This window comes from Streptomyces sp. NPDC058470, assembly GCF_042721055.1.
In the GTDB taxonomy this organism is placed as follows: domain Bacteria; phylum Actinomycetota; class Actinomycetes; order Streptomycetales; family Streptomycetaceae; genus Streptomyces.
Window position 1 is genome coordinate 27,037 of record NZ_JBHXMF010000047.1, and the last position, 13,577, is coordinate 40,613.

Annotated in this window: 12 protein-coding genes; 1 reads left to right on the forward strand and 11 read right to left on the reverse strand. The window is 70.2% G+C overall.

Annotated features, from left to right (window positions below):
* Positions 1-33 precede the first annotated feature (33 nt).
* The 9 genes from ACFWP7_RS30040 to ACFWP7_RS30080 all read right to left on the reverse strand — a co-directional run bounded on the left by ACFWP7_RS30040 (position 34) and on the right by ACFWP7_RS30080 (position 9,786).
* Complete coding sequence (locus ACFWP7_RS30040; RefSeq protein ID WP_384387533.1) at positions 34-768, reverse strand: response regulator; 735 nt, start codon at positions 766-768, stop codon at positions 34-36.
* Entirely contained in the window at positions 761-2,335 is a 1,575-nt protein-coding gene (locus tag ACFWP7_RS30045) for a sensor histidine kinase (RefSeq protein ID WP_384387535.1), read from the reverse strand. The genes ACFWP7_RS30040 and ACFWP7_RS30045 overlap by 8 nt, the downstream gene beginning before the upstream one ends.
* Positions 2,335-3,231: a DUF5936 domain-containing protein gene (locus tag ACFWP7_RS30050; RefSeq protein ID WP_384387538.1), complete on the reverse strand. Its 897-nt coding sequence runs from the start codon at positions 3,229-3,231 to the stop codon at positions 2,335-2,337. Before ACFWP7_RS30050 ends, ACFWP7_RS30045 begins: the two co-directional genes overlap by 1 nt.
* 7 nt (positions 3,232-3,238) lie before the next feature.
* On the reverse strand, positions 3,239-4,180 hold the full coding sequence (locus tag ACFWP7_RS30055) for a type II secretion system F family protein (RefSeq protein WP_384387541.1): 942 nt from the start codon (positions 4,178-4,180) through the stop codon (positions 3,239-3,241).
* Between the two features lie 49 nt (positions 4,181-4,229).
* Positions 4,230-5,573 carry a CpaF family protein gene (locus ACFWP7_RS30060; RefSeq protein WP_384387544.1) on the reverse strand — a complete coding sequence of 448 codons (1,344 nt, stop codon included), beginning with the start codon at positions 5,571-5,573 and terminating at the stop codon, positions 4,230-4,232.
* Positions 5,574-5,599: 26 nt separating this feature from the next.
* Positions 5,600-5,995 (reverse strand): TadE/TadG family type IV pilus assembly protein, encoded by a 396-nt coding sequence (locus ACFWP7_RS30065; protein WP_384387547.1) that lies wholly within the window; start codon positions 5,993-5,995, stop codon positions 5,600-5,602.
* On the reverse strand, positions 5,992-7,611 hold the full coding sequence (locus ACFWP7_RS30070) for a CpaE family protein (protein WP_384387550.1): 1,620 nt from the start codon (positions 7,609-7,611) through the stop codon (positions 5,992-5,994). The genes ACFWP7_RS30065 and ACFWP7_RS30070 overlap by 4 nt, the downstream gene beginning before the upstream one ends.
* 372 nt (positions 7,612-7,983) lie before the next feature.
* Positions 7,984-8,697 (reverse strand): Flp pilus assembly protein CpaB, encoded by a 714-nt coding sequence (gene cpaB / locus ACFWP7_RS30075; protein WP_384387553.1) that lies wholly within the window; start codon positions 8,695-8,697, stop codon positions 7,984-7,986.
* 144 nt (positions 8,698-8,841) lie between these two features.
* Entirely contained in the window at positions 8,842-9,786 is a 945-nt protein-coding gene (locus ACFWP7_RS30080) for a hypothetical protein (protein ID WP_384387556.1), read from the reverse strand.
* Positions 9,787-10,197: 411 nt separating this feature from the next.
* Between ACFWP7_RS30080 and ACFWP7_RS30085 the strand changes: the two genes are divergently transcribed.
* Entirely contained in the window at positions 10,198-11,892 is a 1,695-nt protein-coding gene (locus ACFWP7_RS30085; protein ID WP_384387559.1) for a chitinase, read from the forward strand.
* Between the two features lie 31 nt (positions 11,893-11,923).
* Here the strand turns inward: ACFWP7_RS30085 and ACFWP7_RS30090 are convergent, their stop codons facing one another.
* Entirely contained in the window at positions 11,924-12,382 is a 459-nt protein-coding gene (locus ACFWP7_RS30090; RefSeq protein ID WP_384387561.1) for a hypothetical protein, read from the reverse strand.
* Positions 12,383-12,386: 4 nt separating this feature from the next.
* A complete protein-coding gene (locus tag ACFWP7_RS30095) occupies positions 12,387-12,971 on the reverse strand; it encodes a hypothetical protein (protein ID WP_384387564.1) in 585 nt (194 codons plus the stop codon).
* Positions 12,972-13,577: the final 606 nt, after the last annotated feature.

The window sequence follows — 13,577 nt, forward strand, 5'->3', positions numbered from 1 at the left end:
CCCAACTTCCCCGTACCGGCGTCCGTCTTGGAATCACCGGGTCCACCCCTCGCGCGCGGTGCCCAGCCAGTGGGCGATCGCTTCGCTGCGCGAGGAACTGTGCAGTTTTGCGAAGATACGGTTGATGTGGTTCTTGACGGTCTTCTCGCTGATGAAGCAGGTGGCGGCGATCTGGCGGTTGCTCATGCCGGTTGCGATGAGGTCCATTACCTCCACCTCCCTTGAACTCAGGCCGAAGTCGGGCCGGTTGGGGATGCGGCGGTGAAGAGCCGCCGCGTATGTGAGCCGAGCCTTTGAAGACTGTGCCACAGATGGTTGCAGATGCGAAGAAGTTTTGTTCGGTTCGTAGGAAACACCGAGTGAATTCGTGAAAGTCGGTGTGGCGTGCCTCAAGTTCCGTACGGCTGTGATCAGTTCGGCGGCGGTGAACTCGCCGTGGACGAGGTAGCCGGTGGCGCCGCGGCGCAGGGCCTCGGCCACGACCTCGGGTTCGCGGCTGTACGTCAGCATCATCACGGGGGCGAGACGGGCCAGGCCCGGCAGGGCGGTCAGGCCGTCGGTGCCGGGCATGCGGACGTCGAGGAGTACGAGGTCCGGGGTGAGGTGGGCGGCGAGGGTGAGGGCCTCGTCGCCGTCGGCCGCCGCCGCCACGACCTCGATGTCCGGGTGGCCGCCGAGCAGCGCGGTGAGGCCGGCCCGGACGACCGGGTTGTCGTCGGCCACGAGTACGCGTAGCGGTGGCGGGCCGGGAACTGCCTGGTCAGGCATGTGCGGCCTCCTGTTGAGGGGGGTGGGGAGCGCCGGGCGGAGCAGGGAGGGTGACAGGGAGCGTTACGGCTACCTCTGTGCCGCCCTGTGGGGACTGGCCCAGGTGAATGCGGGCGTTGAGGGTGGCGGCCCGTTCTGTCATGCCCAGCAGGCCGAAGTGGCCGGTTTTCGTTGCGTCTTGGAGCGTGGTGGCGCCCGGAAGGCCTCGTCCGTCGTCCTGGACGCGGACTGTGAGGGCGGTGTCGGAGGCTTCCAGTTCGATCGTGACCCGCTTCGCGCCCGCGTGGCGGTGGGTGTTCTCCAGGGCCTCGGACACGATCGCCAGGACATGGTGGGCCGTGGTGTCGGGGAGGGACGGGCAGCGGCCGCCCTTGTGGTTCAGGGAGGTTCTGATGTGCGTGTGCGACTCGAAGTCCGCTGTGCGGAGAATCAGTTCGGAGACGAGGTCCGTGTGATGGCGCAGGTCCGAGAGGAGTGCGCGTGACTCCGCCGCCGCTCTGCGCGCCGCACCCGCCACCGTCGTCGCCTGGCCTTTGAGTGCCTTGAGCCCGTCAAGTGCGTTGAGCGCCTTCGGGTCCGACGGGTCCGAGGCGTCGGTGCTGCCCGAGGCCTCTGCCGCTGCCGCCAGCGCCTCCGCCGCCAACGCCAGGCCGTGGAGGGTCTTCGCGACGGAGTCGTGCATCTCGCGTGCCAGGCGGGCTCGTTCGGACTCCACGGCTTCCGCCACGGCCAGGCGGGAGGTCGCCTCCGACAGTGCCTCGCTGGCCGCGCCGAAGCGGAACATCAGGTTGCGGAGGGTGACGCCGATGATGCCGGCGCCGACGCAGAAGCCCGCGATGAGGAGGGTGTTGGCACCTGTTCCCGGGTGGTGTGCCCAGGCCCTGTACACGGTGAGCAGGACGATCAGTTGCAGGCCGGTGAAGACTCCCGAGCCGCGCCAGCCGTACAGGAGGCCTGCCAGGAGCGGGGTGCAGACCGTCGCGTAGGCGAGGGGGGAGGCCGGGGACGCGGTCAGGAGGAGGATCGCGCCGAAGGCGAGGTCCACGGCCATGAGGGTGGGGTGGGCCAGGAGGCGGGGGCCGAAGCGGTCCCAGTCGCGGAGCATGGCGTACGAGCCCATGACGCCGAGGACCGCCGCGGCGAGTACGGCGTAGCGGGGTGGGCCGTCTGTCGCGTTGGCCATCGCGACGGGGGCGCCTATCGCGATGGCTGCGAGGCGTACGGCGAAGGCCTGGCGGCAGAGGGCCTGTAGGGCGTTCAGTTGGAGGCGGATGCTGCCGGGGGCGGGGGCGTCGTCCGCGAGGTAGCCGGCGTCAGCCTTGGGCCAGCTTGCGTCGACCGCCGGGTGCTCGGCGCCGGGGGGCCGACGTGTACTGGTGCTCGCCCCGTCCTTCTCGTGCCCGGCGTGCTGGTGGACCGCGGGTTGGGTGCGCTGCTCGGCGCCGGCGAGGTGCCGCTCGCTCTGGGACGGGTGCCGCCCTTGGCGGCACGCATGCCCACAGCTATGACGGCTGCGACGGCCCCCGGCGCGCACGGCCCACAGCGAAGTCAGTCGGCGGGTGGTCATCAGCGGCCCAGGATCGAGCCGAAGTCGGTGCCCGAGCCGAGGAACATGCCTGTGGCGATGAGGATCATGGTCGCGGGGAGCATGAAGACGAGGGTGACCATGGTCGCCTTGGGGATGGTTTTCGCGGCGCGGCGGCGGGCGTTCTGGGCGTCGGTCCGGCGCATGTCGTTGGCGAGCTGGATGAGGGTGTCGGCGATCGGGGAGCCGAGTTCCTCGCCCTGCTGCAGCGCGGAGACGAACTGGGCGACCTGCTCGGAGGAGTTGCGCCTGCGCAGTTCGTCGAAGGCCTGGCGGCGGCTGACGCCCACGTCCATCTGGCGGAGCGTGATGCGCAGTTCGTCCGCCCAGGGGCCCTCGTATTTCTCGGCGACGCGGTCCAGTGCCTGGCGGAAGCCGAGGCCCGCCGAGACGACGACCGCGAGGACGTCGAGGAAGTCGGGAAGGGTGCGGTCGATGACCTCCTTGCGTTCGCGGACGGCCTGCCAGATGAGGGCGTCGGCGGCGACCAAGCCGAAGGCCAGGGTCAGGGCGGCGAAGAGGAGTTGGCCGTTGGAGAGGAAGACGAGGCCGAGTACGACGCCGAAGACGCCGTACACCGCCCGGCGGGCCGCGTAGCGGTTGAGGGTCAGGCCGCCGGGGTTGCCCGCCATGTCGATGCGGCGGCGTTTGGCGTCGACGCGGCGGGGGCCCATCAGTCGCAGGACCATGGGGGCGAAGCGCATGCCGAGACGGTCGACGGCCGAGTCCGCCTTGGAGACGCGGGTTCCGCCGACCTCAAGGGCGAGCACGAGGTCGGAGGGCAGTTTGGCCTCGGCCCGGATCATGCGGATGCCCAGCAGGACGCCCGCGATCGAGGCGGCCATGAGGAGAGCAAGCAGCAGAGGCAGCAAGGTCATCCCTTCCTCATACGTCGATCTTGCCGAGGCGGCGGATGACGAAGAAGCCGACGGTGTAGAGGCCCAGGGAGAGGAGGACCAGGCCCTGGCCGAGTGGGGAGCCGGTGACACGGGCGAGGGCTCCTTCGTTCGAGGAGTTGATCAGCACGAGTGAGCCGATGCCCAGGAACGGGACCGTGAAGGCGGTGGCGTTGACCTCGGAGAGCATCGTGCGGACCTCGCGGCGGGTCTCCTTGCGGTCCTCCAGGGTCTGGGTGAGGTTGCGCAGCGAGCTGACGACCGAGCCGCCCGCCTTGTTGGCGAGCACCAGGGTCGTCACCAACACGATCAGTTCGCGGGAAGGGAGGCGTTCGGAGAGCTCGGCGAGGGCGTCCTCGACCGTCCGGCCCATCGTCAACTGGTCGGCCACATGCGCGAGTTCCTCGCCCGCCGGGGCTTCGAGCTCCTCCGCCGCCATCGCCAGGGCGGTCCGCAGCGCGAGTCCCGCCGCCGTCGCGTTGGCCAGCAGGCGTGCCACGTCGGGGAGTTGGCCGATGAAGGCCTCGATGCGTTTCTGGCGCTGCCAGTTGAGGAAGACGGCGGCGCCCCAGACACCCATGAGGGCGGCGATCGGGCCGAAGAAGGGGGCCAGCGCCGCCGCCGCGATCAGCCAGAGCGCCACGACCACGGCGGTGACGTACGTGAAGAACTCCCCCGCCGTCACGTCGAGTCCGGTCGCCGAGAGCCGCAGGTGGATACCGCGGCCGATGCGGGTGCGGCGCAGCCGCCGGTCGACGCCGGCGAAGCGGCGTACGCGGCCGGCCGCGGTGCGCAGGGGGCCGGCGCCGGAGAGGCGGTCGACCAGTGCCTGGCGCTGGGCGCGTCCGGAGGCGTAGGCGTGGACGCCCGCGACGGCGAATGTGCCGCACAGGACCGTCGCGCCGAGGGCGAGCAGGGCGGGGCTGTTCATGGCTCACACCTCCCCGGCATAGGGGGCGTCCGACTCTCCGGCCCGGGGGTCATCCGATGGCCTGCCTTGTGTTCAGTACGTCGACGGGGGCCTCGGTCACGCCGAAGGCCGGCGGGAGCGGTTCGCCCGCGACGTACAGCTTCTCCGCGACCGCGCGCGGGAGCGGGAGGTGCTCGAAGTAGCCGCGGACTACCCGGTCGGGGCCGACGGGACGGGATATGAAACGAGTGACGGGCGCGATACGGAACTCTTCGCGGCCGTGCGAGACGAGCAGCGCGATCTCCGTGACCTTGCGAGAGCCGTCGGCGTGCCGGGAGAGCTGCACGACGACCTCGACGGCCGAGTTGATCTGGTCCTTGAGCGCCTCGAAGGGGATCTGGACCTCGGACATCGAGCCGAGGGTCTGCAGGCGCATCAACGCGTCCTCGGCGGAGTTGGAGTGGACCGTGGCGAGGGAGCCGTCGTGGCCCGTCGACATCGCCTGGAGCATGTCGAGTGTCTCGCCGCCGCGGACCTCACCGACGATGATGCGGTCGGGGCGCATCCGGAGGGAGTTGCGGACCAGGTCCCGGATGGTGACCTGGCCCTTGCCCTCCACGTTCGGGGGGCGGGATTCGAGGCGGATGACGTGCTCCTGCTGGAGCTGGAGTTCCGCCGAGTCCTCGATGGTGATGATGCGTTCGTGGGACGGGATGAGCCCGGAGAGGGCGTTCAGCAGGGTCGTCTTGCCGCTGCCGGTGCCGCCGCTGACGATGACGTTGAAGCGGGCCCGGACGAACGCCGCGAGGAGCATCAGCATCTGCTCGTCGAGGGTGCCGAGGCCGATCAGCTCCGGGAGGGTGTACGCGCGGGGGAAGCGGCGGATCGTGAGGGTCGGGCCGGTGAGCGCGAGCGGGGGGATGATGACGTTGACCCGCTCGCCGGTGGGGAGGCGTGCGTCGACCATGGGGTTCGACTCGTCGACCCGCCTGTTGACGGTGGAGACGATGCGTTCGATCGTCTGCATCAACTGCTCGTTCGAGGCGAAACGGAGGGGGAGCTGCTCCACTCGTCCCGCTCGCTCCACGAAGATCGAGTCCGGGCCGTTGACCATGATCTCGGTGATCGACGCGTCGGCGAGGAGTGGTTCCAGGACGCCGAGTCCGAGGGCCTCGTCGACGACTCGGCGGATCAGCTGGGAGCGTTCCGCGGAGGAGAGGACCGGGCCCTCTCGGCTGATGATGTGGCCGAGTACGCGTTCCAGGCGCAGTCGGCGTTCGGCCGCCGCCAGGCTCGACATCTCGGCGAGGTCGATCTCTTCGAGCAGTTTGGTGCGGTACAGGGCGACGAGGTGTCCGTCCTCACGGGCGGGTCCCCCCTCGTCGGGGGCGGCGATGCGGGAACGCAGGCTCATGGATTCGGCTCCTCTCGTACGGGCGGTCAGTCGTCGGTGGGCATGGTGGCGCGGCGTACCACGGTCACGTCGTCGAAGAGCGGGATGACTGCGGGGACTTGGACGGTGACGGTGGCGGTGGTGAGGTCAGGGCCCTCGGGTGCCGAGACGTCCGGGTCCAGCCACCCGCTCACGGCGGCCTGACCGGCCGCGTTGCCATCCCCTCCCTGCGACGCGACCCGTGCCGCGGCTCGCGCCCCCGTGCCGGCCTGGTTGATGCCGTACCCGATCAGGCCCAGCTGGATGGCGGCCATCCCGACGACGAGCAGGATGGGCAGGAAGCCGGTGAACTCCAGGATGGAGACGCCCCGGTCGTCGCGGAGCCGGTGCCGCAGGCCTCGGAGCCGACGCCTGAGTCTCTGGGAGACCTGGGAGATCCTCATCCGCCCTCCCCCTCCAGCGCCGCGCCCGCTTCTCCGTTCACGGTCCACCCCGCGTCGAACCCGGGGAAGAAGAGCGGCACTTGGACGCTGACGTTGGCCGTCATCAGCGAGCCGGCCGGAGCGCAACCGATCTCGGCGCCGCTCCAGGCCCCCGGCAGATGCTCACTCCCCGCGGCCTGGCACGCCCCGCCCACATCGCCATTCACGGCGTACGCCGCCGTTGCCGCGCGAGCCGCCTCGTCCGCCGCGTTCCCGGCGAGGGAGTACGAGTAGCCGTACAGCACGCACTGCCAGAGGATGGTCATCACGACGAGCAACAGCGGGAACATCCCGGCGAATTCGAGGGTCACGGCGCCTCGGTCGCCGCCCCTTCGCCGGAGTGCCAGCGCGCCCCGGTCCGAGGACGGTGCCTTGCGTCGCCTGCCGCCGCCTCCGCCCTCCTGGGCGATCACCAGTCCCAGCTCACCCGCGAGCGCCCACAGGGCCTGTTTCACCGTCGAGCGGGCGTCCAGGTCCTGGAGCCGGCCCGCGTCGACGACGGACTGGAGTTCCTTGAAGGCGGCGGGTATCGCGGAGCGGGCGACCTTGGTGCCGGTGACCTTCTCGACGAGGGACGGCTGGATCTCCGTACCGCGAGCGAAGCGGTTGACGACGGTCGTCGTCTCCTCGGCCTTGCGGATCTGGAGGCGGTCCCACATGCGGATCATGCGTTTGGCGGCGCGTACGGCGATGACGTCGGGGGTGACCAGCAGCAGGGCGTGGTCCGCCATCTCGATGGCGGCCGCGGTCGCGGAGTTCAGCTGGGAGCCGCAGTCGACGATCACGACGTCGTTGCGGGAGCGCAGGGTGGCGAGGACCTGGCGGGCCACCCGGTCGGTGACCTCTTCACCGCGTTCGCCCTCGGAGGGGGCGAGGAGCAGGCCGAGGCCGGTGTCGTGGGTGTAGACGGCGTCCTGGAGCACCCGGGGATTGATGTCGCTGATGCCGGCGAGGTCGGCGACCGACCTGCGGAACTGGACGTCGAGGTAGGAGGCCACGTCGCCGGACTGGAGGTCCAGGTCGACCAGGGCCACGTCGCGGCCCGACGCCCGCGCGGCGAGGGCGAGTTGGACGGCCGTCACCGTCGCGCCGACGCCGCCCTTGGCGCCGGTCACCGTGACGAGGGTGCCGCCGGGCCCCGCGTACAACTCCGGCGTACCGCTGACCAGATGGCGGCGCATGCCGCGCGACCAGGCGGCGGCCGCCTGGACGCGTTCCGCGAGGGAGTCGTAGCCCAGCGGCAGTCCGACAATGCCGCGGGCGCCGGAGTCCATGGCCGCGGTGAGTACGCCGTTGCCGGTGTCGGCGGTGATGAGGACGATGCCGACCACCGGGAAGCGCATCACCAGGTCCCGGATCAGGTCCAAGGCCGGGACGGGACCTATTCGTTCGTGGACGAGGACGACCTCCGGCAGCTCGTCCAGCGACTCCCCGGCGAGCCGAGCGAGGGTGTCGAGCAGGGCGGTCGAGTCGGGGACCGGTGGGGCCGGTTCGGCATCCGCGAGCTGACTCAGCAGCGTGGTCAGCGCGCGAGCCGAGTCGATGTCCCCGACGGCCGGGAGAATACGGATGGTCATCGGACGCACCTACGGGTCGTCACGACCGGCTTCGCGATCACCACGGGCGACTCGGCGGTCGTCGTACGCCACCTCGCGACCGTCACAGCCGACTCCGCGGCCGCCGCACGCGACCTACCGGCCACCGCTCGCCGCCTCACGACCGTCACAGCCGACACAGCGGCCGCCACACGCGACCTACCGGCCACCGCTCGCCGCCTCACGACTGCCACAACCAACTCCGCGGCCGCCACACGCGGCCCCGCCGGTATCACAACCGGCACCGCCGTCGCCCCGCGCCGCCCCGCCGGAGGCATGCCCGGAACAGTCACGCCCTGAACAGTCACACCCGGCCTCGTCATGCCCGGCCTCCTGGTCGTCATGCCCGGCCTCCTACTTGTCCTCGTCGAGGGTGTATGTGCGGTCGCCGGGGGCGACGGGAGTGTTCGAGCCGCCTGCCACCAGGGCCAGGCGGACGTGTTCGGCGAAGGACTCGGCGAACGCGACGCGTTGGGCGTCCGCGGTGTCGAGGGCGAAGGTGATGGGGACGGCCTGGGTGGCGGTCCGGCTGCGCTCGGCGGTGGACTGGCCGGGGTCGAGGGCGGTGAGCTTGCCGACGTCGATGACGCGGGCGTTCTCGACGATGACCTTGGACTGGTTGACGCTCGTGTCGCCCTCGGCCTTGAAGGTGGCGTAGATGTTCACCCGTGAACCCGGGTTGATCTTGCCCGCGACCCCCGTCGACGCGTCGATCATGATCGCGATCTCCTGCTGGCCCGCCTCCAGTGCGGGCCGGTCCACGATCATGTCGGTCTGGAGCAGGGAGCCCTTCTCCAGCTGGGTGACCGCGATCTTGCCGCGGATCTGGGAGAGGTCGGTGACGGCCGTGGACGACAGCCACCGCTCGGGCATCTCGACCTTCTCGAACTGGTCGGCCGACAGCTCCTTGTAGGGCGCGATGTCGCCCTTCAGACGGTACGCGGCCACCTCCGGGCCGACCTTGGAGTTCACGTCACGGATCACCGAGAGCACTCCGGCGAAGGCACCCATGGCGCACAGGGCCGAGAGGACCAGCAGGATGACGCCGCGGCGCTGGCGTGAGTTCATGATCCGGACAACCTCGATCGTGGGGCGGAGACGGCGGGGTCGAGCGGTCGTACCTGGTGTTGGCGAGCGGTCGTACTTGGTGTTGGTCGAGCGGTCGTACCTGCTGGTGGTCGAGCGGTCGTATCTGCTGGTGGTCGGTGGTGCTTATGTGGCGCCCGGGGGCAGGGCGCGTACAGAAGAGGCTGCCCGTACGGCGGCAGCCGGAAGCTCCGATGACGATGCCGGTGCGGACAGTGACCGCGACGGCGAGGTCTGTGACGACGCCGGCTGCGGCGTGGACGACGGCGGTGGCAGTGGAGCCGCACAGAACCCGCAGCGGTCACCGATGAGTTCGAGCCCGCACCAGTGGCACTGCTCCCGCCGGACGGACGACACGAGCTGGTAGAGCACGGACACGTCGTACAGCCCTGCGGCGAACTCGACGAGCTTCCCGGTCCCCCACCAGCGCGCCGATGCCTCCGGCAGCGGAACGGTCGCGACGCCCTGCACACGCCAGGCGGGCGCGAGCGTCGCGGTGACCCAGTCGGAGGGTGCCTGACCTGCGGCGGCGAGCAGCCGGGTGCCGAACTCCGGCCCGGCGAGCTCCTCCTGGCCGACCCGCACGAGCTGTGGCCGCGGATTGGCCAGTACGGCGAACTGGGCGCCCGGCACCCACGACTTGGCGTGGGACTTCAGGGACACCGGGACCTGGTCGAGCTTGGTGACCGAGCCGAGCAGCGCGCCGGCGTAGATGTAGTGGGCGAGCAGGCGGGCGGCGGAGGCGAGTACGCCCGGACTGAAGTCGCAGACCGACAGCTGCCTCAACTGCTGGGCCAGCAGCGCCACTCCGAGCGGCGGGAGGTCGATGCCGAGCAGCGCGATGCGGTCGCTCTCCAGGACGGAGCGGACGGTGCGCAGCCGTTGCGTCACGGCGTCGGAGACCGAGGCGGGGTAGAGCGAGATGACGTACCCGTGCTGCTCGATGAGCGCGTGCATCCCCAGGAGGGAGCTTTCGAGGGTGTCGAGGGGCTGGACGACGGCGGGCGGGGTCTGCCGGTCGTGCGGCGGGAGCACCAGATCGGGACTGGTGACGGCTATCGCGGTCGGCACGCTGCACACACCCCGTTCGCTGCGGCGGGCCCTTCACTGCGGCGGAGTGGTCAACCACCGCCCCAGATCGCCCCTGTTTCGCCATGGACTGTCACATATGGCCACGGATCGCCACTGTGACGCCCTTCTGCAACAGCACCTTATCCACGGCATGCCCCCCTCAACACCGACTTCGCGAGATCAACTCACTGAAGGTGCGGGCGTGATCAACGGAGAGTGAGCCGCATATGCCACAACTCGGCGTGCCGGTAAGGGCGTTGAGGGGTCCAACAGCCGCCAGAGGTCTTGACAACCTAATTGGTCTGGACCACCTTGGACCCCAACAACGGTGACCACCGTTCCGTACGCCCTCCCCAGCTCTCCCCCATTCCGTCCCCCTCACCGGAGGTCCCAGTGGACCGCGTACCTGGCATGCCCGGACGCAGACGTACTTGGGCGGGGCTCCTCGCCGCCGCCGTCACCGCTTCCTTCCTCACCGTCGCCGGCCTCGCCACCGATGCCTCGGCCGCGGACATCAACAACGTCAAGAACGCCGGCTACGAGTCGGGCCTGGCCAACTGGACGTGTACCGCGGGCAGCGGTTCGACCGTCTCCTCTCCGGTGCACGGCGGGGCGGCCGCACTGAAGGGCACGCCGGCCGGCCAGGACAACGCCAAGTGCACGCAGGCCGTCGCCGTGAAGCCCAACTCGACGTACACGCTGAGCGCCTGGGTGCAGGGCGGCTACACCTACCTCGGGGTGACCGGCACGGGTACGACGGACGTGTCGACCTGGACGCCCGACTCCGCCGCCTGGAAGCAGCTGACGACCACCTTCACCACCGGCGCCTCGACGACCTCGGTGACGGCCTACACGAACGGCTGGTACGGACAGGCCCCCTACTACGCCGACGACATCTCGGTGTTCGGTCCCGACGGCGGCGGTGGCAGCGACCCGGCGCCGACCATCCCGGCGGCCCCGGCCGGTCTGGCCGTCTCCTCCACCTCGTCGTCCTCCGTCTCCCTCGCCTGGAACACGGTGTCGGGCGCGACCGGCTACAACGTCTACCAGGGCGCCACGAAGGTCCAGTCGGTGACGGGGACCTCGGCGACCGTCTCCTCGCTGGCCGCCTCGACCTCGTACACCTTCCAGGTCACGGCGACGAACTCGGCCGGTGAGTCGGCGAAGTCGGCGACGGTCACGGGCACGACGACCGCGTCCGGCAGCGGCGGTGGCAGCACGCTGCCGAAGCACGCCGTGACGGGTTACTGGCAGAACTTCAACAACGGCGCGACGGTCCAGAAGATCTCCGCCGTCCAGGCCCAGTACGACATCATCGCGGTCGCCTTCGCCTCCGCCACCACGACACCGGGCGCGGTGACCTTCAGCCTCGACTCGGCCGGGCTCGGCGGCTACACCGTCGACCAGTTCAAGGCGGACATCGCGGCCAAGAAGGCGGCGGGCAAGAAGGTCATCATCTCCATCGGCGGCGAGACCGGCACGGTGTCCGTGAACAACTCGACGTCCGCGACGAACTTCGCCAACTCCGTCTACTCCCTGATGACGACGTACGGCTTCGACGGCGTCGACATCGACCTGGAGAACGGTCTCAACGCGACGTACATGACGCAGGCGCTGCGGTCCCTCTCCAGCAAGGCGGGCTCGTCGCTGATCATCACGATGGCGCCGCAGACGATCGACATGCAGTCCACGTCCAACACCTACTTCCAGACGGCGCTGAACATCAAGGACATCCTCACCGTCGTCAACATGCAGTACTACAACAGCGGTTCGATGCTCGGCTGCGACGGCCAGGTGTACTCGCAGGGCACGGTGAACTTCCTGACCGCGCTCGCCTGCATCCAGTTGCAGGGCGGCCTCGCCGCGTCCCAGGTGGGCCTCGGCCTTCCCGCCTCCACCAGCGGCGCGGGCAGCGGCTACGTCTCCCCGACGATCGTGAACAACGCCCTCGACTGCCTCACCGTGGGCACCAACTGCGGCACGTTCAAGCCGTCGAAGACCTACCCGGACCTGCGCGGCGCGATGACCTGGTCGACGAACTGGGACGCCACGGCGGGCAACGCCTGGTCCAACTCGGTGGGGCCGAAGGTCCACGCACTGCCGTAGTACCTCCGTTTCCTCCAGTGGGCCGCACTCCTTACGGGGGTGCGGCCCTCGGCGTCGTCTCGGCCACCTGGCCGTTGCCGTCGGCGGGGTGCGGGAAGCGGTTGGTCGCGAAGAGGTAGGTGGCGCCGGCCTTCAGCGGGGGGCCGCCGTGTTCCACGGCCACCTGCACCGTGCCCGTGCGGTCACCTTTCCTTCTTTCGCCGACCCGGACCCGGTAGAGGTCCCAGTCGATCTCGTCGATGGTCCTGCGGCCCGCGGTGTCGAGGACGTCGGCGATGAAGACATCGTCGGCGGTGGCGGCGACCTGGCGGGGGTCGGCGGGGTCATAGCGGGTGAGGGATTCCGCCGACCCCGCCGGTCCTGCCGACCCCGTTCCCACCGACCCCGTCGGCCCCGTCGCCCTGTTGACGTTCTGGCCGCCGGTCCAGCCGCCACCGGCCAGGGCCAGCGCGACGACGGCCGAGGCAGCGGCGGTACGGGCTCTCCGCATTCCGTCAGCCCCAGAGGCGGTGATAGTTCCGGCGGTCACCCTTCGTCGGCCTGCCGTCCTCGGGGAGGCGCCCGAAGTCCGCGTCCATCAACGTCGCGTACCGGTCGGCCGACTTGTGGCAGAAGCCGAGGGCGTGGCCCAGCTCGTGGGCGGCCACCACCCGGCGGGCCCTGGTGTCGCCCCGCCGCCTGCCGTCGCCCAGGTAGGCCCGGTTGAGGTGGACGGTGTCGGCTCCCGGCCCCGACGACCACTTGCCGTAGACGTTCTTCCAACCCGGCCCGGTCCGGTTCACGTCGCGCCAGCGCAGGTCGGCGGCCGAGTTCGAGGCGGCGGACCTGATCCGGACCTGGGCGAGCCCGTCGGTGGACCAGACCCTGTTCGCCCGGGCGAGCGCGTCGTCGAACCCGGTCTCGTCCTTCCAGCGGATCTCCCCCTCGTGGACGGAGGAGCGGTCCCGGGAATCCTCACCGCCCTCGGCGCACCCGGCCGGGGCCGCCCGGTGCGCGGGATCCGCGGCCGCAACCGGCTGGGGAACGGCGAGGAGGACGGTCGCCACCACGGCGGCGCCCAGTCCGAAGTCTGACCTCATGACCATCAACCCTAGGCACAGCGAGGCGGCTTCATGCCGCGTGCTACACCATGGGGTGATCTCGAATACGCGTCCCAACTCCCGGTCGGCCGCCGGACTGGCGGCGACAGCCTGTCGAGCGCAGACAAGACCACAATCCACAGTTGTGGCACAGCGCGAAGAAGCAGGAAGCCACGGAATCCGACCCGGAGCCCCTGCCGCGTAACGGCACAGCACCGGACCGGAAGGCCAGAATCTCCCCGCTTCAGCAGGGAGAGCAGGTCAATGGGAGGACCGCTGCACGACCCCGCCGTCGTGGACGGTGTCGCCGGGTCCCGCTGTGGGACTGCGCGCAGGCGTGTGGTGGTCAGCGCGTTCGACTCCGGCGGTCAGGAGAGCGACGCGTGCGGCTCCGGCGGTCACGATCGAGCAGTTGAAGGCGATCGCCACGAGCTCGAAGTGGCTGACGGCCGGCTGAGACTCTCCTACTGGGACCGGCCGCCGTGGGAACTCCCAGGCACGGCACCCCTGTTCAGGTCACGGGTGGCGGTATTTCCTGACCTTAGGGCCGTCCGCGGCGCGTTGGATCTGTTCGATCGCCTCGGCGGAGTTGATGCGGCCCGCCGC

Excerpts from the sequence above, each read along its gene's own strand:
- ACFWP7_RS30040 (WP_384387533.1), bottom strand. The coding sequence starts at position 768 with ATGCCTGACCAGGCAGTTCCCGGCCCGCCACCGCTACGCGTACTCGTG.
- ACFWP7_RS30045 (WP_384387535.1), bottom strand. The coding sequence starts at position 2,335 with ATGACCACCCGCCGACTGACTTCGCTGTGGGCCGTGCGCGCCGGGGGC.
- ACFWP7_RS30050 (WP_384387538.1), bottom strand. The coding sequence starts at position 3,231 with ATGACCTTGCTGCCTCTGCTGCTTGCTCTCCTCATGGCCGCCTCGATC.
- ACFWP7_RS30055 (WP_384387541.1), bottom strand. The coding sequence starts at position 4,180 with ATGAACAGCCCCGCCCTGCTCGCCCTCGGCGCGACGGTCCTGTGCGGC.
- ACFWP7_RS30060 (WP_384387544.1), bottom strand. The coding sequence starts at position 5,573 with ATGAGCCTGCGTTCCCGCATCGCCGCCCCCGACGAGGGGGGACCCGCC.
- ACFWP7_RS30065 (WP_384387547.1), bottom strand. The coding sequence starts at position 5,995 with ATGAGGATCTCCCAGGTCTCCCAGAGACTCAGGCGTCGGCTCCGAGGC.
- ACFWP7_RS30070 (WP_384387550.1), bottom strand. The coding sequence starts at position 7,611 with ATGACCATCCGTATTCTCCCGGCCGTCGGGGACATCGACTCGGCTCGC.
- cpaB (WP_384387553.1), bottom strand. The coding sequence starts at position 8,697 with ATGAACTCACGCCAGCGCCGCGGCGTCATCCTGCTGGTCCTCTCGGCC.
- ACFWP7_RS30085 (WP_384387559.1), top strand. The coding sequence starts at position 10,198 with ATGCCCGGACGCAGACGTACTTGGGCGGGGCTCCTCGCCGCCGCCGTC.
- ACFWP7_RS30090 (WP_384387561.1), bottom strand. The coding sequence starts at position 12,382 with ATGCGGAGAGCCCGTACCGCCGCTGCCTCGGCCGTCGTCGCGCTGGCC.
- ACFWP7_RS30095 (WP_384387564.1), bottom strand. The coding sequence starts at position 12,971 with ATGAGGTCAGACTTCGGACTGGGCGCCGCCGTGGTGGCGACCGTCCTC.